Consider the following 19,952-nt stretch of genomic DNA (forward strand, 5'->3'; position numbering starts at 1 on the left):
AATTATAAAAAAATAACCATGAATATATATATACTCATGGCTATTATTAATAAAAATCAGCTTATAACAGCGATTATTTCAACTTCTACTAAAGCATCTTTAGGTAAAGCTTTTATAGCAACAGTACTTCTTGCAGGCGGATTTTCTGGAAAATAATTTGCATATACTTCGTTAAAAGCAGCAAAATTAGCCATATCTGTTAAGAAACAAGTAGTTTTAATAATATTAGCCATAGTTAAATTTTCTGACTCTAAAAGACCTTTAATATTTTCCATAACTCTTTCTGTTTGTTTTTTTATATCATTTTCAGCCATTTCTCCGCTTACTGGATCCAAAGGTATTTGACCTGATGCAAAAATGAAATTTCCGCTTTTTACTGCTTGAGAATAAGGTCCTATAGCTTGAGGTGCTTTGTGTGTTTTAATAATTTTTTTATCCATGTATTAATCTCCTTTATATATAAATTTTAATTTTTTTCCATTTTTTTTATTATGTTAATTATAATTATTTTTTAACAAAATATCAAGTAATTTATATACTATTTTTTTTTATTTATACAATTTATGTAATTAATATTTGACAATAATAAAAATTATATTATTATGTAGAATAATACTCATAAAAATAATAAGGATATAAATATGCAAATAAACGCTGAAACTATACTAACAGGATTATTCGCATCTCCTTCAAAGCATAGTATATCCCCTATTATGCATAATGAAGCATTCAATAAACTTAATCTTAATTATACATATTTGGCTTTTGAAGTTGATAAAAATAATTTAAAAGAAGCTGTAAATTCTATAAAAACACTCAATATGAGAGGCGTTAATTTGTCTATGCCAAATAAAAAAGAAGTAATAAAATATTTAGACAAAATATCTGAAGCAGCAGAACTTTCACAAAGTGTAAATACAATAGTAAATGATAATGGAATACTTATAGGATACAGTACAGACGGAGAAGGTTTTATAAAATCATTGGAAGAAGAGAATGTATTTATAAAAGATAAAAACATCACTATACTAGGAACAGGAGGAGCTTCTATTGCTATAATATCTCAGGCTGCATTATACGGAGTTAAAGAAATATATGTATTTAAAAGAGATACTAATTGGAATGAGCAGAAAAAAATTATAGATAATATTGCTTCTAAAACTAATTGTAATATAACTCTTCATTCTTTAGAAGATAAAAATATATTAAAATCAAAAATAGAAAATAGTTATGTATTAATAAATGCTACAAGCGTTGGTATGAAAGAAGATGTTTCTCTTATAGAAGATAAATCATTTTTCAGAAATGATCTTGTAGTCAGCGATTGTATATACCATCCTGCAAAAACTAAATTATTAAAAATAGCAGAAGAAGAAGGATGTAAAATAATAAATGGAATGGGAATGCTGTTATATCAAGGAGCTTTGGCTTTTGAACTTTGGACTAACAAAAAAATGCCTGTAGAATATATAAAAAATATTATATTTAAATAGATATTATTAATCAATCTAATATAGTTGAGGATGCGGAAATGGAAAATATAGTAAAAATAAAAAATATAAAATTGGGTGATGGAATTCCAAAAATATGCATATCTGTAGTTGAGAAAAATGAAAAGGATATAATTAAATATATAAAAGAAATAAGCAAACTTCCTGTTGATATTATAGAATGGAGAGCTGATTTCTTTATAGATGATATATCTAAATATAATGATAATTTTGAAGATATAATATCATTTTCAAAAGAGATAAAAAAATCAAGCAGCAAACCTATATTATTTACTTTAAGAAGCAATAAAGAAGGCGGAAATATTAAATATAATAAATATGAAAGCATTATAAATTTATATGATAATATAATAAAAAATAAATGCTTTGAATTAATAGATTTAGAATTATTAACATTAAAAGAAAATGATATAAAAAAATTAATAAAATCAGCTTCTTCAAATAATATAAAAACTATAATATCAAATCATGACTTCAATAAAACTCCTTCAAAAAGAGAGATAATATCAAGAATCAATAAAATGATAAAATTAAAATGCGATATAGCAAAAGTAGCTTATATGCCTAAAAATAAAAAGGATGTTATTACTTTATTGGACGCTTCAAGTGAAATAAAAAATTTCCCTATAATAGCCATATCTATGGGTAACATTGGAATTATAAGCAGAATATTTGGTTCTGTACTCACTTTTGCCTCTGCTAAACGTTCATCTGCTCCTGGACAAATAGAATCTATGAAATTAAAGTATATATTAGACACTATTTACGAAAAAAATTGATTTTATTTTTTTTATGACAAAATCTGTCATAGTTATCTCCTATTATTAATATAAAATAAAAGGAGAATAACAAATGGAAAATATAGATAAAGTAAAAGAAAAGAAATTAAATAATATTTATGATTTCTTTAAAAAAAATAATATAAATAAATATATTAATTACAGCAAAAACAAATTATTAAATATAAAAAAATTAGATTTAAGCTCTTCAAAATTAAATTATATTCCTAAAGAAATAGATATATTAATAAATCTTGAAACTTTAGATATATGCAATAATAAAATAGAAGAAATACCAGATAGTATATGCTCCTTAGTAAATTTAAAATATATAGACGCTAGTTTTAATAAATTAAAAAAACTGCCTAACAAAATATCATTGCTTCAAAATATTGAAGAGATAGATATATCAAATAACATGTTTAAAACTTTTCCAAAAGAAATATATGATTTAAAGAAATTAAAAAATATAAATCTTTCAAGATACTATTTAAATGAAATACCAAAAGAAATTTTTAATCTCACAAATTTAGAAAAATTGGACTTATCTAATAATAATATAGAAAATATACCTGATGAAATATCAAAATTAAAAAATTTAGAAAAACTCTATTTAAACAATAATAATATAAGCAAAATACCAAAAATCATAGAGAAATTATATAAGTTAAAAATTTTATCTCTAAAAAATAATAATTTAGATGATATTAATGAATGTATAGGAAATCTAAAAAATCTTGAAGAATTTTATTTCAGCAGCAAACATATAATAAAAGCAGCAGAAAATTTTTATTCTTTAGAAAATTTAAAAAAACTTTATATAGAGGGAGATTTATCATATATAAAAAATGAAATACATAGATTAAAAAATATTGAATATTTATATTTAGAAAATAATAATCAATAATAAAATATAAAAAAGTGCATATTATTATAATAGCTATAATAATATGCACTTCAAAATGGATAAATTTTTATGACTACTTTAACACTATATCTTTAGAAAACCATTTTTCAGATATTTTAGCAGCTGTACCATCAGCTTTCATCTCATCTAATATTCTGTCAATTTCTTCTAATAATTTCTTATCAGATTTATTTACTCCAATTGCATATAATCCATCAGTAAAAGGAGTATTATGAACTACAGTAAAAGGAGCTTTTTTTTCAGTAATATAATATTGAGCAAAAACATCATCTGTAATGAATGCATCCAATTTATTCAACTGAAGATCAGTAAATGCTTTAATATTTTCATCATACTGACGAAGCTCTTTAATTTTAGACATTATAGGGTGATTGGCTATTTGTTCATAATTTCCGCCTTTCTGAACCCCTACAATTTTTCCTGCTAAATTATCTATGGAATTAATTGTCTCATCATCATTATGTTTAACGATGATAAGCATGTTATTTAAATAAGGCTTAGAAAAATTCATATAAACTTTTCTTTCATTGTTTATATTAACTCCATTCCAAAGGACATCAATTTCTCTATTAGTTAGAATAGATGAAGATTTTCCCCAATCTATAGACTTAGTTTCTAATACCACTCCCATACGAGAAGCAACTTCATGAGCCAAATCAATATCAAATCCAACTATTTCCCCATTTTCATCTCTGAATCCCATAGGAGCAAAAGTATCATCTAAACCTAATACTAATTTTCCTGAATCTTTTACTCTTTGCAATGAATTATCTTCCTGAATCTCTGGTGTATCTTCAATAATAACTTTATTATTTAAATCAGTTTTATTATTTTCTTCTGATTTTTTTTGAGAGTTTCCGCATCCTATTAGCAATAACATCAACGATATAACTGACAACTTTAATATGAATTTCATTTGTTCTCCTATAAAAAACTATAAGCCTAAAATAATAAATATTATTTTAATACTATATCCTTAGCAAACCACTTCTCAGATATTTTAGCAGCTGTACCATCAGCTCTCATCTCATCTAATATTCTATCAACCTCTGCTAAAAGTTTAGCATCTGATTTTCTAAAACCTATACCATATAATTCTTCTGTTAAAGGACTATTTTCTACAACAACAAAAGGAGCTTTTTTCTCAGCTATATAATACTGAGCTGCAACTTCATCTATAACAACAGCATCTATTCTTTTAGCCTGTAAATCTAAGAAAGCATTAACATTAACATCATATCTTCTAATCTCTTTAGCATTCTTACTTGAAGGATCAGCAGTTAATGCTTCATCATTACTTCCAACCTGAACACCTAATACTTTTCCTGACAAATCATCTTTAGAATTAATAGTATTATCATCAGAAGCTTTTACTATTACTAATTTATTATTAAGATAAGGTTTTGAAAAATTAATTTGTTGTTTTCTAGCTTCATTTATAGTAACGCCATTCCAAAGTACATCTACATCGCCTTTATTAAGACTTAATATTGAACTAGACCATTCTATTGGCTTTATTTCTAATGTTACACCGAGTCTGTTTGCTACTTCTTTTGCCAAATCAATATCAAAACCTACTACTTCACCGTTTTCATCTCTGAATCCCATTGGTGCAAAAGTATCATCTAAACCCAATACTAATTTTCCTGCATCTTTTACTTTTTGCAATGAATTATCTTCTGCTGAAGTAGCATTTCCTGCACTGTTAGTATCAGTACTAGAAGTATTGTTTCCGCCGCCGCAGCTTACAATAAATGCAAAAATAATAAATAATAAAATACTTGATATGCGTTTCATAATTTTCTCCTAATTTTTTATGATTTTATAATATGATAAATTAATTATTAGAATTTTTTATTAATGGACGAAGGTGGTATGAAGTTGGAATGAAAAAGAATCATTAAAGATATAATTCAAAAAAAGACTATTCATGATAAAAACTCCATAACACGCTTTTATTACTATATACTATAATACTATTTACAAAAATGTCAATACAAAAATTATATATATTAATAATTTATTTAAATTTCTTTTACAAAATAATTATTTATGAAAAATTTTATTTAGAAAATCTTTTATTCTTTCATTGCTTTGATTATTAAAAAAATTATCAGAAGTATCCATAGCTATAATTTTTCCAGCATCCATAAAAGCGATATTTGTAGAAAGTTCATGTACAAAACTTATTTCATGGCTTACAACAATCATAGTCATTTTTTCTTTAGCAAGCTCTTTTAATACAGTAAGAACTTCTCCTATAAGTTCAGGATCCAATGCTGAAGTAGGCTCATCGCAAAGAAGTATTTCAGGCTTCATAGCTAAAGCTCTTGCTATAGCAACTCTCTGCTTCTGTCCGCCTGATAATTCATTAGGATAGCTGTCTTTTTTATGTTTAAGTCCTACACTATCAAGAAGTTTTAATGCTTCTTCTATAGCCTCATCTTTATTTTGTTTTTTCACTATAACAGGTGCTTCTATAATATTTTCTAAGGCTGTTTTATGAGGAAATAAATTAAAATGCTGAAATATCATACCTATTTTTTCTTTCCTCTTCATAAAATCTGCATGACTTATATCAAGTGCCTTCTCACCTTCTCTCTTACAAAATAGAACTTCATTATCTATATAAACCTCTCCGTAATCAGGATGTTCTATCTGTATAATATTTCTTAAAAGCGAACTTTTTCCAGCTCCTGAAGGCCCTATAATAGAAAGTATATCACCTTTATTAACTGTAAATGATACTCCATTTATGGCAGGAGTTCCTTTATAATGTTTTTTTATATTTACAACTTTTAAATTAGTTTCTTTAGTTTCTGATGACATACTTTTTCTCCAATTGTCTGAATACAAACACAAGTATAGAAGTAAATAATAAATATATAATAGCTGCTATTAAAAAAGGAAGTAATTTATAATCCCTTGTAAGTATTTGTCTTGCATGAAGCATTAAATCTCCTATTCCTAAAACTATAACCAAAGCAGTATCTTTTATCAAATTAATAGCTTCATTAGAAAGAGGAGGAAGAACTCTTCTTACAGCCTGAGGAAGAATGATTCTTGTCATAATCTGTCTGTAACTCAAATTAAGTGCAAAGCCTGCCTCATACTGACCTTTTTCTATACTTTCAATACCAGCTCTGAATATTTCCATAAGATAGGCTGAATAATTAAGTACAAAAGTTATTGCTGCTGATGTAAATGCAGGAAAGGCTATCATATTATTAGTCATGAGAGGAAGTCCGTAATAAAAGAATATAAGCTGAAGTATTAAAGGGGTGCCTCTAAATATCCAAGCATATATATCAAAAATGTATCTCACAAATTTAGGAGAGCTAAACTGTAATGCTGCAAATAGCATAGATAATGGAAGGGAAAATATTGCTGTTACAAAATAAAGAGATAAAGTAGTATATGTTCCCTTAAGCAAATATAAAGTAGTAGATATTACATAATCCATAAAATACAACCAATAATCATTTTTTAGTTACTAAGATAGCATTATAATGTTATTTGTAAAAATATCAATAATAAAAGATAATTCATAAAAAAATACTTACATATTTATTCTTTTAATATTAATTATTATTATGTATAATGAAGATAAACAACAAATATATTAGGAGTTTTATGATGTCAAGTAAAATTTGTATTATAACAGGAGCATCAAACGGTATAGGAAAGGAAATTGCATTATTATTTGCAAAAAACAACTGCGATATAGCATTTATTGATAAAGATAATGAAAACGGTTTAAAACTACAAAAACAAATAAAATATATGGGCAGAGAATGCCTATTTATAAATGACAACATAGACAATGAAAAATCTATAAAATCATTCACTGACAAAATAATAGAAAAATTTGGCAATGTAGATTACTTAATAAATAATGCATGCTATTCAAACAAAGGTCTTTTAAGTAATTGTAGTTATGATGATTTTTTGGAAATTTTCAAAATAGGTGCTGCTGCTCCTTATGAGATTACAAAAAATCTTATGAATAATTTCAATGAAAAAGCCTGCATAATAAATATAGCTTCCACAAGAGCTTTTATGTCTCAAAAAGACAGTGAAAGCTACAGTGCTGCCAAAGGTGCTATTATAGCTTTAACTCATGCGATGGCTATAAGTTTATCTCATAAAGTGAGAGTTAATTCCATAAGTCCGGGTTGGATTAATACCATTGATGATGCCTCATTCAGCAAAGAGGATATACTTCAGCATCCTAGTGCAAAGGTTGGAAAAACTTCTGATATAGCTAGTACCGCTTGGTTTCTTTGTAATAATGATTTTATAAACGGAGAAAATATCACTGTAGACGGAGGTATGACAAAACTTATGATATATCACAATGATGAAGGCTGGAAATTAGATATTTAATTATATTCAAAAATTTATTTAAACGCACGATTAGTAAAATTTTATATATAATTAGAATCTTATAATAATTAATCTAAATATATAATTTAATTACTCGTGCGGTATGCAGATTAACAATTAAAAAAAATATTGGGTGGGCAGCTAAAATTACAGAAATGAATTATAAAAAATATAATATAAAAATAACGGATAAATTTAAAAAGCCTAGAGGGTGGGTTTTAAAATAGGCAAAAAATATATTTACATACCCCGCCCTTTATTTTTTGCCACTTATTTTTTAAATTATAATTTTAATTAATTTTAAATCTTTATTTGAAAAAGCATACCCGCCCAAGCGATATTTAAATTTAAAAATTTATTTTAGATAATCAGATAATATAAGATAAGCTCCATATTCAAATCTCTCATCAGCATTTTTGAATTTTATTTTAATATCAATTTCATCTGTGGTGCTTGAAGCATAATAAAGATTTGGAGTTTCTATTGATACTACAGATTTATTATAATAATCATATAAAAAGTAAAAACTTATAAATCCTCCGTCATTTACTTTATCCATACCCAATTTCAATGCGGTATTTTTAATGCTTCCTGCTTTTGCCTTTTTGGGTATCCTAGAAATTAAATCTTCTTTTGTTTCTAAGGATAATTGATTGAAAGGCTGAATTATATCGTAATCTGAAAGCTGACTTTTCCATTTTTCTATCAGTTCTTTATTAGTTTCCATAGGACTTAATAATGTTATTAAAGCATTATCTTCTATATTCATTTCCTCATCATCAGCATTATTGAATGAGCCGTCCTCCATATATCTGAAAGTAGTTAATAAATTATTATCTTTATCATATACTCCCCAAATAAGTTTAACAGCAAAAGCCCTCATAAAAGGATTGTCAAAAAATATTTCTTTCCATTCATTTAATGTCCATTTTCTGCCGTCCATTAATACCAACTGCAAACGTTCAGTCTGAGTTTTAAGCATTTTATTTATTTCGCTTTTTAATTTTGTTAATTCTTTTTTAGGAATTTGAGGAAAATCTTTCGGTAATGTTTTGTATTCTTTATTTTTTATTTCATCGAATATTGATATTGTAAAATCAGACTTCAATGTTATTTTATATTTTTTATTATCGCTTTCTATTATTCTAATTCCGTTTTTATCAAAATCAAAATCTGGTATAATCTTATCAGCAAAAGTCTCTTTACTTATACCTAATTTTTTAGTTATATCTTCTATAATAAAGGAGCAAGTATTTTTAACACTAGCCTGTTTGAATTTTCTTGAAGCTTCATATAATAATGCTAAACCTTTTTTTGTTCCGCTTAAAGCAATAGCTTCCAACATAGAACATGCTAATTTGAATCTTCCGCTTGCAATAGATACCGCTCTTTTGTACAAATTATCAAGCTGTATATTATTTGCAAATATGCAGTAAGGATAAAGTATTGATTTAGTTTTATTATTTTCATCCCAATGTTTATATACATTCTCAAGTGCTTCGCTTAAACTTTCACTATCTAAAGAATTACCTATCATATCAGCATTTCTTAATCTGTAAGCCTCTTTTATATCTAAATATTCACCCAAAATATATCTTATCACTTTACTTGAAACTACGGCACTTTTATCTTTTATAAAAACATTCGATATTATAGAATCATCTATAAATGAAGTTGTTTTATCGAATTTTTTATTATAATTTTTTTCTACTATGTTGTTAATTTCTTCTAATGAAAGCACTATCATAAACCTCTAAAATATTTTTATACAAAATATATTATTTAGAAAATAAAATCAATAATCAAATTTCAATCTCTTATCTTCTTTGAATTTCTTTCTTGATGGATTTCCTTCAGCTATATATATTTTTTTATTTTTTATTGAATATATAGAAGACCAAACGGTATCAAAATTAAGCTTCCTATCATATTGACATAAAAAACCATATTCCCCTGAAATAAGTTTTTTGGCAAAGTCTAAATCATAATCATAATTTTTAAATGCTTTCTCCATAGTAATATATCTTTCATGTGAATGAATATCATCTTCAATATCAGTATTATATTCTTTCATAGACTTGCTTATAAAATGATTCGATATAAACACATAATCATTTTTTATTATTTCTATATTTCTGCAATTACATTCTATCAATGCAATATCTCCGTTTCTATCTGCTAATACTATATTCTGTGCCGATGAAATAGGAATATTTTTTAAAAACTCTAAAGCCTCATCAACAGCAGAGCATTTCTCTAAAATATATCTTATTATCATTCCTGCATTGAATCCATAATCTATTATTGTAGGATAAACAAAAGTTAATGCTGCAGCAAGTCCTTTTTCATTTATACCATCTTCAATTTCTATGAATGCAGTAGTATTTCCTATAAATGAATATGAATCATCTAATTTATAATATATGCTGTCGCAATAGTCTTCTATATCTTTTAAAAAATCACTGTTTTTGGTAAGTATTATATCTTCATCTGTTTTGAAAGCAAAAGACGAACATTTATTATCAAAAGTAAATGCATATATCGTGAATAAAAAATCGCATATATCTTTATAATCTATTTTTATATTATCATTCGTATTTAATCCGTCAGATAATCCTTTTATCTCCTCTATTATTTCAGGGAAAAATTTATTATATATAGGCATGCATTTATTAGCAAAATTTTTTCTCTCATTTGATATTTTTATTTTTTCTAATGGATTAGTATTATTTTTAGAAAGCAATTTACCATATTTAAGTCCTGCCTCATAATGACTGCCTTTAAATCTTGAATGATACATTTGATATACTCCTTATATTATTTATATAATTACACAATTATATAAAGGCTAGCATAATAAAAATTTTAAGTAAATATGAATAAAAATTTTTTAATATTAAAAATTAATTGGGTATGGTCGTGCGGCAAAATAAAACTATCAAAATATATTAATGCTTCTTTATTTATACAAAAAAAGAGGAAGCATTTTTTAGCTCCCTCTATTTATTTAGTATTTTTCATTAAATAATCTCATAATATATTTGTAATTAATCGTCGAATTTCTGTCCCATTAACTGTCCATCAGCTGTTATAAATAATTCCATAAAGTTATTTAATTTAACTTTGTAATTGCCCCATTCTTTTTCTACATCTATTACAGCAGCCTGAGGATAAGTATTTTTTATAGTGTTTGCTATATTAGCAGGTAAAGCATTGAAAGGTACAGCATTATACTCACCATCTATGCTATGCCAATCACCATTGTATAAAAAGTCTATTTTAGCACCATTTGATAATTTTACTTCAAATTTTCCGTCATCTCTTTCCACTTTCCATATTTGTACATTAGGATAAATCTGCTGTATGAAGCTTCTAGCATTTTGAGGAAGTGAAGAAGCAGGAACAACCCAATCAGCAAAAGCACTTGAAGTAGAAATTATAGTTAAAGTTATTAATAAAGCGAATAATTTTTTAGTCATAGTAAATCTCCTTTAATTTATAAATATTTGATTGTTGTTAGCAACTATGTAAATTATCTTTACAATTATAAGTATAACCTAAATCAGATATTTGTCAATATATTTTACATTTAATTTACAAAAAATTTACCTAAAATATATATTTTAACACATATTACAACACAAATACAACATATATATTTTCTACAACCTAAATAAAGTAAAAAAAATTTACTTTTATAGATAATTAAATATAATATAAACTATTAAAAAACATTATTTAAATAAAATATTTGAATTTTTCATTGTATAGTATATATTCTATTCATTGCAAAAATTAATTTATAGGTGTTTATTATGTCAAATATTACAAATAATACGGAAGAAAAAAAAGAACAAATCGAATTATTATCATGTGCTTTGGAAGGAGGATGTTCTGCTAAAATTCCGCCTGATTTACTTGAAAAAACTCTAGCACCATTAATCCAAACAAAAGTAGACTCTAACCTACTCTCTGATGTTGATATAGGTGATGATGCAGGAGTTTATAAGATTTCAGATGATAACGCTTTAATATTTACAGTGGATTATTTCCCTCCTGTTATAGCAGACCCTTATGGATTCGGACAAATAGCTGCATGCAATTCAATCAGCGATATTTATGCTATGGGAGGAGAACCTAAATTAGCATTGAATATCACTATGTTTCCAAAAGATGATTCTTTAAATATATTAGCTAATATGCTTAAAGGCGGACAGGATAAAGCCACAGAAGCCGGAGTATTGGTTGTAGGAGGACATACCATAACAGATGCATCAGTAAAATACGGAATGGCTGTTATAGGTTTTGCTAATCCTAATAAAATAACTACAAATGCAGCTGCTAAAGAAGGAGACATTATAATATTTACAAAACCTCTAGGAACAGGTGCTTGTTTGGCTGCTATGAGACAGGGACTCATAAAAGAATCTCATATAGAAGATGTTTTTGAATCTATGAAAACATTAAATAAAAAAGCATGTGCTGTTATGAATAAATATAATGTTAAATGTGCCACTGATATAACAGGATTCGGACTCATAGGACATGCTTATAAAATGGCTAAAGCAAGCAATGTAACTATAGAGATTCAATCGTCAGCATTGCCTATGTTTAATAAAACTTATGAAGTGCTTGATATGGGCTGTATACCTGGAGCTGCTTTTACTAATATGCGTTATGTAGGAGACAATATCAAAGTAGATGATAATGTTGATTACAATTTAAAAATGCTTTCTTTCGATCCTCAAACTTCAGGCGGTTTATTTATATGTGCTGATAAAAGTAATGCAGAAAACATACTAGCTGATTTATGGCGTGAAGGTATTGACTGTGCATGTATAATAGGAAAAGTTAAAAATAAAGAAAAAGAATACATACATTTAATAAAATAAAAAAATAATAATTCTAAGTATATCTAAAATTACTAATTTATATATGTGTATATAAAACATATATAAATAATAAAAAATAGGGCTTAACTTTATATAAAGTAAAGCCCTTTAAAAATTCATTTATATAAATATTTTATCTATTATTTTTTGCTTGTTTTTTTAGCAGGTGCTTTTTTAGCAGTAGCTTTTTTAGCAGCTGTTACTTTAGAAGCTGTTTTTTTAGCAGCTGGTTTTTTTGCAGATGCAGTTTTAGCAGCAGCTTTTTTAGCAGCTGGTTTCTTAGCAGCAGCTTTTTTAGCTGGTTTAGAACCTATTATTCCCTGAGCAGCAGCAAGTCTTGCTATAGGTACTCTATAAGGTGAACAGCTTACATAGTTAAGTCCTATGCTGTAGCAGAACATAACTGTAGCAGGATCTCCTCCATGCTCACCGCAGATACCAACAGTAAGTTTTTTATTAGCAGCTCTACCTTTAGTAACACCAATTCTCAAAAGCTCTCCTATACCTTCCTGATCCAATGATTGGAATGGATCTTTTTCGTATATCTCTTTATTAACATAGTCTTTCAAGAATTTACCAGCATCATCTCTTGAGAAACCGCCTCCCATTTGAGTTAAGTCATTAGTACCGAATGAGAAGAATTCAGCTTCTGTAGCGATTTTGTCGGCAACTAAAGCAGCTCTAGGAACTTCTATCATAGTACCAACTTTATAATCAACTTTAGAACCTTCTTTTTCAAATACTTCATCAGCTATTTTAATGATTCTTTCCTTTATCATTTTAAGTTCTTTTAAAGTACCTACAAGAGGAATCATTATTTCAGGATGAACATCTACACCGTTTTTCTTAACTTTAACAGCAGCCTCAATGATAGCTCTAGCCTGCATATCATAGATTTCAGGATAAGTAATACCAAGACGGCAGCCTCTATGTCCAAGCATTGGGTTGAATTCATGTAAACTATCTCTAATAGCTCTAAGTTTCTCAAAAGGAACATTCATTTCATTAGAAAGTTCTTGTAATTGAGAATCTTCATGAGGAATGAATTCATGCAAAGGTGGATCAAGAAGTCTTACTGTTACAGGATATCCATTCATAGCAGTAAATATTCCGATGAAGTCTTCTCTTTGCATAGGAAGAATGCTGTCTAAAGCATCATCATAAAGTTTTCTAGGCTCTTTATATAAAGGTTCAATTTCTTCTATAGTTTTCTTATCGCCGATTTTTTCAGCAGCTTCTAATTTTTCTTTTAACTGCTTAACTTCTTCAGCAACAAGTATAAGCTGTCTTACACTCTTAATTCTGTCAGCATTGAAGAACATATGCTCAGTTCTGCAAAGTCCTATACCTTCAGCACCGAATTTTCTAGCAATTTGTGCATCATTAGGAGTATCAGCATTAGTATGAACTTCGAATTTCTTTTCTTTTCTCTTTTCATCAGCCCATTGCATAAGTTTTTTGAAGTCTTCAGACATTTCAGCTTCTTTAGTAGCAACTTGTCCTAACATAACTTCACCAGTAGAACCATCTATAGAAATATAATCACCTTCATTAACTGTATCGTCACCTACTTTCATGCATTTATTAGCATAGTCTATTTCTAAAGCACTACATCCAGCAACACAGCATTTACCCATACCGCGTGCAACAACAGCAGCATGTGAAGTAGAACCGCCTCTTGCTGTTAATATACCTTCAGCAGCGTTCATACCTTTAATATCTTCAGGGCTAGTCTCTATACGAACAAGTATAGATTGTTCTCCTGCCTCTTTCATAGCTTCAGCTCTGTCAGCAGCAAATACTACTTTACCAACAGCAGCACCAGGAGAAGCATTCAATCCTTTAGCAAGAACTTTAGCTCCTTTTTTAGCAGTAGGATCGAACATTGGGTGAAGTAATTGATCCAAATCAGAAGGATTTACTCTCATTATAGCTTCTTCTTTAGAAATTATTTTAGCTTCAGCAAGTTCAACAGCTATCCTTACAGCAGCAGCAGCAGTTCTTTTACCATTACGAGTTTGAAGCATATAAAGCTTACCTTCCTGTATAGTAAACTCCATATCCTGCATATCGCTGTAATATTTTTCTAATTGATTTTTATAACTTACTAATTGTTTATAAACAGAAGGCATAACTTCTTCAAGAGAAGGATATTTAGCCTTTCTTTCTTCTTCGCTAATATTGTTATTTTTAGCCCATTCTAAACTGCCTTCTAATGTAATTTCCTGAGGAGTTCTAATACCAGCAACAACGTCTTCACCTTGAGCATTAATTAAGAACTCGCCATAGAATTTATTTTCACCAGTAGAAGGGTTACGAGAGAAACATACACCTGTAGCAGAAGTATTTCCCATATTACCGAATACCATAGCCTGAACGTTTACAGCAGTACCTAAAAGTCCTCTTATGTCATTTAATTTTCTGTATGCTTCAGCTCTTGGGTTATTCCAGCTTCTGAATACAGCATTAATAGCATGCCATAATTGTACTTTAGGATCTTCAGGGAATTCTTCTCCCTTCTCTTCTTTATACATAGCTTTATATTTTTCTACTACTACTTTTAAATCATCAACATCTAAGTCAGTATCTTTAACCTCTTTTTCAGGTTTTCCAACTTTAGGTGCTATAGCTTTTTTTCTTTCATCTAATATTTCTTCAAATTTATCATGATCAACACCCATAGCAACATCGCCGAACATCTGTATGAATCTTCTATAAGCATCCCAAGCAAATCTAGGATTATTAGTTTTTGCTACGAGTCCTTCTACTACTTTTTCATTAATACCTAGGTTAAGAATAGTATCCATCATACCAGGCATGGATATAGCAGCTCCAGAACGAACTGAAACAAGCAAAGGCTTATTAACATCACCAAATTTCATATTCATAGCCTTTTCCAGCTTTTTGATGTTTTCATCTACTATCTTTTCTAAACCTTTAGGATATGATTTGTTTTTTGAATAATAATCACAAACCTCTGTAGTTATTGTAAATCCAGCAGGTACAGGCACTTTACTTTCTGTCATTTGTGCAAGTCCTAAACCTTTACCTCCTAAAAGAGCTTTTGTTTCTTTAGCGCCTTCAGATTTACCATTACCAAAGAAGTAAACCATCTTTTTTGATGCCATAATAAACTCTCCTCTAAAAATAAAATATTTATATAAACTTTAAGTCATTACTTATTATATAGTATAATGTTATTTTTCTTATTGTCAATTTTATTGTAAAAATTTCATTAATTTTTTTTATCTTTAATTAATTTTTGAAATAAAATTAAGCATTGAATTATTAATCAATTTTCATTTTTGCATTTTAATCTAATAACAAAAAAATATTTAAATTTTTTTTATATATTGTATAATTATTTGATGTAAAAAGGAAAATTAAAATATGCTGAAAAAAATAAATATACTCTTTGCTCTGCTATTAATAGCTTTGAATACTTACGGAGCAATAGTAATATCAACTTATAAAAAACCAAAAGAAATAAAATACAAATATAAATACAAAACTACAGAAAGAGGAAAAGTTTTAATAGTACCTAAAAATATATTGTTCGATTTTAACAGCTCAGAATTAGATTTAAATAAATATTTAAAAACTGTTCAATATGTAGGAAATCTAAGTAAAAGCACTAATATTATGATGATTATTATAGAAGGGCATATAAGTAGTGATGAAGAAAAAAAAATAACTAACGGATATGATAAAAAGGATATATTATTTTTATATAATAGAAAAGATATTGATGATTTATCATATAAAAGAGCTTATAATGTATATGTAGCTATAACAAATGGCGTTGTAAATAAATTAACCAATTATGGGCTTCAGGATTTACTAAGCGAATATAAAAAAATTGAAGAAAATAGAAGAGTTGAATTTATTTTAATAGAAAATAGTAATGATATGAATGTATATACTAATTATATAAATAATTTGATAATGTCGAAATAATGATATTTTTTATAAAAATATCCTTTATAAATATATTGTAGGTGTGAATTATGCATGATAATAATAGAGAAAAACTTTCAAGCAGATTAGGTTTTTTATTAGTTTCGGCAGGATGTGCCATAGGATTAGGTAATGTATGGAGATTTCCTTATATCACAGGAAAGTACGGCGGAGCACTTTTCGTACTTCTTTATTTAATTTCTCTTGTAATATTAGGACTTCCTATACTTGTAATGGAATTTTCAGTGGGAAGAGCTGGTAAAAGAGATTTAGCTGGTTCTTATAGAGCTTTACAAAAGCCAGGATATAAATGGCATATAGTAGGATATATACAATTATTCGGATGCGTGCTTCTTATGATGTTTTATACTACTGTAGCCGGTTGGTGTTTATCATACTGTTATTTTATGGCGGCAGGAAAACTTCAAGGGCTTACCCCCCAGCAGGTTGGAGAGTTCTTTGGTTCTGTTCTTGCTTCTCCTTCTACTTTAATATTTTGGATGACTGTAACTGTTATAATAGCAACATTTGTATGTATGATGGGACTTGAAAATGGTGTTGAAAAGGTTACTAAGGTAATGATGACTCTTCTTTTGCTGGTTCTTTTTGTACTTATAATAAGAGCAGTTACACTTCCAAATGCTAAAGAAGGACTTAAATTCTATTTACTTCCTGATACAAATAAAATGTTCAGCGGAGGGCTTAAAGGATTTTTCTCTGTTGCTTATGCTGCTATAGGTCAGTCATTCTTCACTTTAAGTCTTGGAATAGGAGCTATGACTATATTCGGAAGCTACATTGATAAAGATTACTCTCTTACAGGAGAATCTGTAATGGTTATGGGGCTTGATACTTTAATAGCATTTCTTTCAGGACTTGTAATATTTCCTACAACATTCTCTTTCGGAATAAACCCAGGAGAAGGCGCAGGATTAGTATTTTTAACTTTACCTAATATATTTAATTCTATGGTTTTAGGAAGATTATGGGGAGCATTATTTTTCTTATTCTTATCCATGGCTGCACTTACAACTATTATAGCGGTATTTGAAAATTTAATTGCATTTACTATGTCTGAAACAAAAATGCCTCGTAAAAAAACTACTATAATAGTATCAATTACTATATTTATACTAAGTTTGCCTACAGCTTTAGGATTTAATTTATTATCATTTATAAAACCTCTTGGAGAAGGAAGCACTATAGCTGATGGTTTAGACTTTTTAGTAAGCAATAATTTCCTTCCTTTAGGCGGTATAATAATACTGATATTCTGTACTAGAGAATTTGGCTGGGGTTGGAATAATTTTATGAAAGAAGCCGATACAGGAAAAGGAATGAAATTCCCTAAATGGGCTAGATTCTATGTTTCATATATTCTGCCTTTCATAGTTTTGGCAATATTTGTAATTGACTATATAAACAGATTTTTTATCTGATATATTTATAACATTGATAATAAAAAAGCTCATCTATATAAAATATACAGATGAGCTTTTTATTTTATATTAGAAAATAATTTATTCTCTAGATACATTCAATATTTTTGTTTTAAGTTCGTTTTCTATATTTCTAAGTTCTAGCTCTGCTGCTCTTCTTTTTTCTCTGCCCTCAGTCTGTATTTTCATAACCTCATCTAAAGTAGATATTAACTGCTGATTTGTATGTTTTAAAGTTTCAATATCAACTATTCCTCTTTCTGATTCTTTAGCTGTTTCTATAGTAGAAGTTTTAAGCATGTCTGCATTCTTTCTAAGTAGCTCATTTGTAGTATCAGTAACGGCTCTTTGTGCTTTTGCTGCCTCATTAGAATGATGAAGTCCTATAGCAAGAACCATTTGATTCTTCCAAAGAGGTATTGTATTTGTTATAGTTGATTGAATTTTTTCTGTCATTATAACATTATTATTCTGAACCAAACGTATTTGAGGTATTGTTTGTATAGAAATTGTCTTTGTAAGCTCTAAATCATGTATTCTTTTTTCAAATCTATTAGCTAAATCTTTAAAATCTCTAGCCATTTGCGCATCTTCAGCAGTATTACTTGCAATAGCCTTTGATTCTAAAGCAGGTATTTCATTAGCCATTAAATGATTAAGTTTCTGTTTTCCTGCCTCTATATAAATTTCAAGTTCTTTCAAATATTCTAGATTATAATTATACATTTGGTCTAAAATACTTATGTCTTTTAGAAGATTTCTTTGATGAGCTTCTAAATTTTTTACAATGCTATCAATATTAGCTTCTACACTAGTATATTTAGCTTTTAATTTAGTAATATTATTAGCAGCTTTCCTGAAGAATCCAAATAAACCTTTTCCTTTAGTCTCATTTTCTATATCAAAACCTTTAAGTTCTGTTATAACATCAGTAATAGCCTCTCCTACTTCGCCTAAATCTTTATTCATAACATTACTTAAAGTATTTTCGGAAAACTGTATCATTTTATTTTGAGCTGCTGATCCGTAAGACATTATAGATACTGAATCCTGTAAATTAATACTATTCGATAATTGATTTATTTTTGCCAAATCTTCAGGTGTAAATTGTCCATTTGAAACGCTGTTCATATCATTTAATACTTGCTGTGCTGAATTCTGAGGCTGATAATTCTGTGTATTCACAAAGTTTTGCCCCTGCATATTAACAGGTATTGCATTTTGCTGCACAGGCTGAACATTTATAACATTCTGACCTTGTATATTGTTAGGCATTACATTTGGCTGCATAGGCTGGGCATTTACAAAATTCTGTCCCTGCATATTATTAGGCATTGCATTTTGCTGCATAGGCTGGGCATTTACAATATTTTGATCTTGAATATTATTAGGCTGTTGATTATTTTCTAAGTTATTATTTTCCATAGAACCTCTCCAATTATTTATTTTTTAATTAATAACCATCTTTATCAAGCATGTTTTTTAATACATCTATATCGCTGTTTATATCCATTAATTTATTCTGATTCATTTCTACAAGCATTTTTTTCAATGCTTCATTTAATTTTATTATAACATCTTCTATTTCCTGTGCTGTTTTTTGCATATTTTCATTTTTTACAGGAAAATTACAAAAATCTATATAAGAATTAAGCATTTTTATAGCTGTAGGAAGATGATATTCATTTATTTTTTCTAGTCTTTTCTCTCCCTCTTTATTAGCTTTAGAATATGAAACCATTTCTTTTAATATACCTATCATTTCTTTTAATGCAGGAGTAAGCTCCGGATCATCTATTTTTTGAGAGAAATCTGTAATTTTATATATATTTCTTTCTGTTTCTAAAATTGTTAAACTATCTTTATTTGAATAACTGTCATTTTTATAATTATTTTGATTATAATTATTTGCATCGTCTTCTCTTGGGAAATTTCTCTGTATATTTTGTCTTAACTTCTGAAAAATAAAATCATCTTCATCTCTTGACATATATATCCTCTAAAATAAACTAAATTAATAAAACTATAAACTAAATATAAAGTAAAAATATATTTACCAT

General features: G+C 27.7%; 18 protein-coding genes. 7 read left to right on the forward strand and 11 right to left on the reverse strand.

Going from position 1 to position 19,952, the window contains the following annotated elements:
- Window positions 1–56: 56 nt before the first annotated feature.
- Complete coding sequence (locus BHYOB78_RS10195; RefSeq protein WP_014487148.1) at window positions 57–440, reverse strand: RidA family protein; 384 nt, start codon at window positions 438–440, stop codon at window positions 57–59.
- A 201-nt stretch (window positions 441–641) separates the two neighbouring features.
- On the opposite strand from BHYOB78_RS10195, the gene aroE reads away from it, so the two are divergent.
- From aroE to BHYOB78_RS10210, 3 genes are all read left to right on the forward strand, one after another.
- The gene (gene aroE / locus BHYOB78_RS10200) at window positions 642–1,493 is read left to right on the forward strand and encodes a shikimate dehydrogenase (RefSeq protein ID WP_028331293.1); all 852 of its coding nucleotides are present in this window, start codon (window positions 642–644) and stop codon (window positions 1,491–1,493) included.
- Window positions 1,494–1,531: 38 nt separating this feature from the next.
- The gene (aroD, locus tag BHYOB78_RS10205; protein WP_020064046.1) at window positions 1,532–2,290 is read left to right on the forward strand and encodes a type I 3-dehydroquinate dehydratase; all 759 of its coding nucleotides are present in this window, start codon (window positions 1,532–1,534) and stop codon (window positions 2,288–2,290) included.
- A 73-nt stretch (window positions 2,291–2,363) separates the two neighbouring features.
- Window positions 2,364–3,197 (forward strand): leucine-rich repeat domain-containing protein, encoded by an 834-nt coding sequence (locus BHYOB78_RS10210; RefSeq protein WP_020064047.1) that lies wholly within the window; start codon window positions 2,364–2,366, stop codon window positions 3,195–3,197.
- Window positions 3,198–3,270: 73 nt separating this feature from the next.
- On the opposite strand, the gene BHYOB78_RS10215 is transcribed toward BHYOB78_RS10210, so the two are convergent.
- The 4 genes from BHYOB78_RS10215 to BHYOB78_RS10230 form a co-directional block, all read right to left on the reverse strand.
- Window positions 3,271–4,134 (reverse strand): amino acid ABC transporter substrate-binding protein, encoded by an 864-nt coding sequence (locus tag BHYOB78_RS10215; RefSeq protein WP_020064048.1) that lies wholly within the window; start codon window positions 4,132–4,134, stop codon window positions 3,271–3,273.
- 41 nt (window positions 4,135–4,175) lie between these two features.
- Window positions 4,176–5,015 carry an amino acid ABC transporter substrate-binding protein gene (locus BHYOB78_RS10220; protein WP_012670706.1) on the reverse strand — a complete coding sequence of 280 codons (840 nt, stop codon included), beginning with the start codon at window positions 5,013–5,015 and terminating at the stop codon, window positions 4,176–4,178.
- Between the two features lie 249 nt (window positions 5,016–5,264).
- The gene (locus BHYOB78_RS10225) at window positions 5,265–6,047 is read right to left on the reverse strand and encodes an amino acid ABC transporter ATP-binding protein (protein ID WP_012670707.1); all 783 of its coding nucleotides are present in this window, start codon (window positions 6,045–6,047) and stop codon (window positions 5,265–5,267) included.
- Window positions 6,031–6,681, reverse strand: coding sequence for an amino acid ABC transporter permease (locus BHYOB78_RS10230; RefSeq protein ID WP_012670708.1), 651 nt, complete (start codon window positions 6,679–6,681; stop codon window positions 6,031–6,033). Before BHYOB78_RS10230 ends, BHYOB78_RS10225 begins: the two co-directional genes overlap by 17 nt.
- Before the next feature lie 173 nt (window positions 6,682–6,854).
- Between BHYOB78_RS10230 and BHYOB78_RS10235 the strand changes: the two genes are divergently transcribed.
- Window positions 6,855–7,604, forward strand: a complete 750-nt coding sequence (locus BHYOB78_RS10235) for an SDR family oxidoreductase (protein ID WP_020064049.1) — start codon at window positions 6,855–6,857, stop codon at window positions 7,602–7,604.
- A 355-nt stretch (window positions 7,605–7,959) separates the two neighbouring features.
- On the opposite strand, the gene BHYOB78_RS10240 is transcribed toward BHYOB78_RS10235, so the two are convergent.
- From BHYOB78_RS10240 to BHYOB78_RS10250, 3 genes are all read right to left on the reverse strand, one after another.
- Window positions 7,960–9,351, reverse strand: coding sequence for a DUF4132 domain-containing protein (locus tag BHYOB78_RS10240; RefSeq protein ID WP_020064050.1), 1,392 nt, complete (start codon window positions 9,349–9,351; stop codon window positions 7,960–7,962).
- Between the two features lie 48 nt (window positions 9,352–9,399).
- Window positions 9,400–10,404, reverse strand: coding sequence for a C45 family autoproteolytic acyltransferase/hydrolase (locus BHYOB78_RS10245; RefSeq protein ID WP_020064051.1), 1,005 nt, complete (start codon window positions 10,402–10,404; stop codon window positions 9,400–9,402).
- Window positions 10,405–10,651: 247 nt separating this feature from the next.
- A complete protein-coding gene (locus BHYOB78_RS10250) occupies window positions 10,652–11,083 on the reverse strand; it encodes a PepSY-like domain-containing protein (protein WP_020064052.1) in 432 nt (143 codons plus the stop codon).
- Window positions 11,084–11,419: 336 nt separating this feature from the next.
- On the opposite strand from BHYOB78_RS10250, the gene selD reads away from it, so the two are divergent.
- On the forward strand, window positions 11,420–12,496 hold the full coding sequence (selD, locus tag BHYOB78_RS10255) for a selenide, water dikinase SelD (RefSeq protein ID WP_020064053.1): 1,077 nt from the start codon (window positions 11,420–11,422) through the stop codon (window positions 12,494–12,496).
- A gap of 140 nt (window positions 12,497–12,636) precedes the next feature.
- On the opposite strand, the gene ppdK is transcribed toward selD, so the two are convergent.
- Window positions 12,637–15,624 carry a pyruvate, phosphate dikinase gene (gene ppdK / locus BHYOB78_RS10260; RefSeq protein ID WP_012670714.1) on the reverse strand — a complete coding sequence of 996 codons (2,988 nt, stop codon included), beginning with the start codon at window positions 15,622–15,624 and terminating at the stop codon, window positions 12,637–12,639.
- Window positions 15,625–15,886: 262 nt separating this feature from the next.
- Between ppdK and BHYOB78_RS10265 the strand changes: the two genes are divergently transcribed.
- Both BHYOB78_RS10265 and BHYOB78_RS10270 read left to right on the forward strand, forming a co-directional pair.
- Window positions 15,887–16,453 (forward strand): OmpA family protein, encoded by a 567-nt coding sequence (locus tag BHYOB78_RS10265; protein ID WP_020064054.1) that lies wholly within the window; start codon window positions 15,887–15,889, stop codon window positions 16,451–16,453.
- 50 nt (window positions 16,454–16,503) lie between these two features.
- Window positions 16,504–17,892, forward strand: coding sequence for a sodium-dependent transporter (locus BHYOB78_RS10270; RefSeq protein WP_020064055.1), 1,389 nt, complete (start codon window positions 16,504–16,506; stop codon window positions 17,890–17,892).
- A gap of 81 nt (window positions 17,893–17,973) precedes the next feature.
- On the opposite strand, the gene BHYOB78_RS10275 is transcribed toward BHYOB78_RS10270, so the two are convergent.
- Together BHYOB78_RS10275 and BHYOB78_RS10280 are read right to left on the reverse strand one after the other, a co-directional pair.
- On the reverse strand, window positions 17,974–19,317 hold the full coding sequence (locus BHYOB78_RS10275) for a toxic anion resistance protein (RefSeq protein ID WP_020064056.1): 1,344 nt from the start codon (window positions 19,315–19,317) through the stop codon (window positions 17,974–17,976).
- A 28-nt stretch (window positions 19,318–19,345) separates the two neighbouring features.
- Entirely contained in the window at window positions 19,346–19,882 is a 537-nt protein-coding gene (locus tag BHYOB78_RS10280) for a 5-bromo-4-chloroindolyl phosphate hydrolysis family protein (protein ID WP_012670718.1), read from the reverse strand.
- Window positions 19,883–19,952: the final 70 nt, after the last annotated feature.

Origin of the sequence: Brachyspira hyodysenteriae ATCC 27164, from assembly GCF_001676785.2 — a bacterium.
GTDB lineage: Bacteria > Spirochaetota > Brachyspiria > Brachyspirales > Brachyspiraceae > Brachyspira > Brachyspira hyodysenteriae.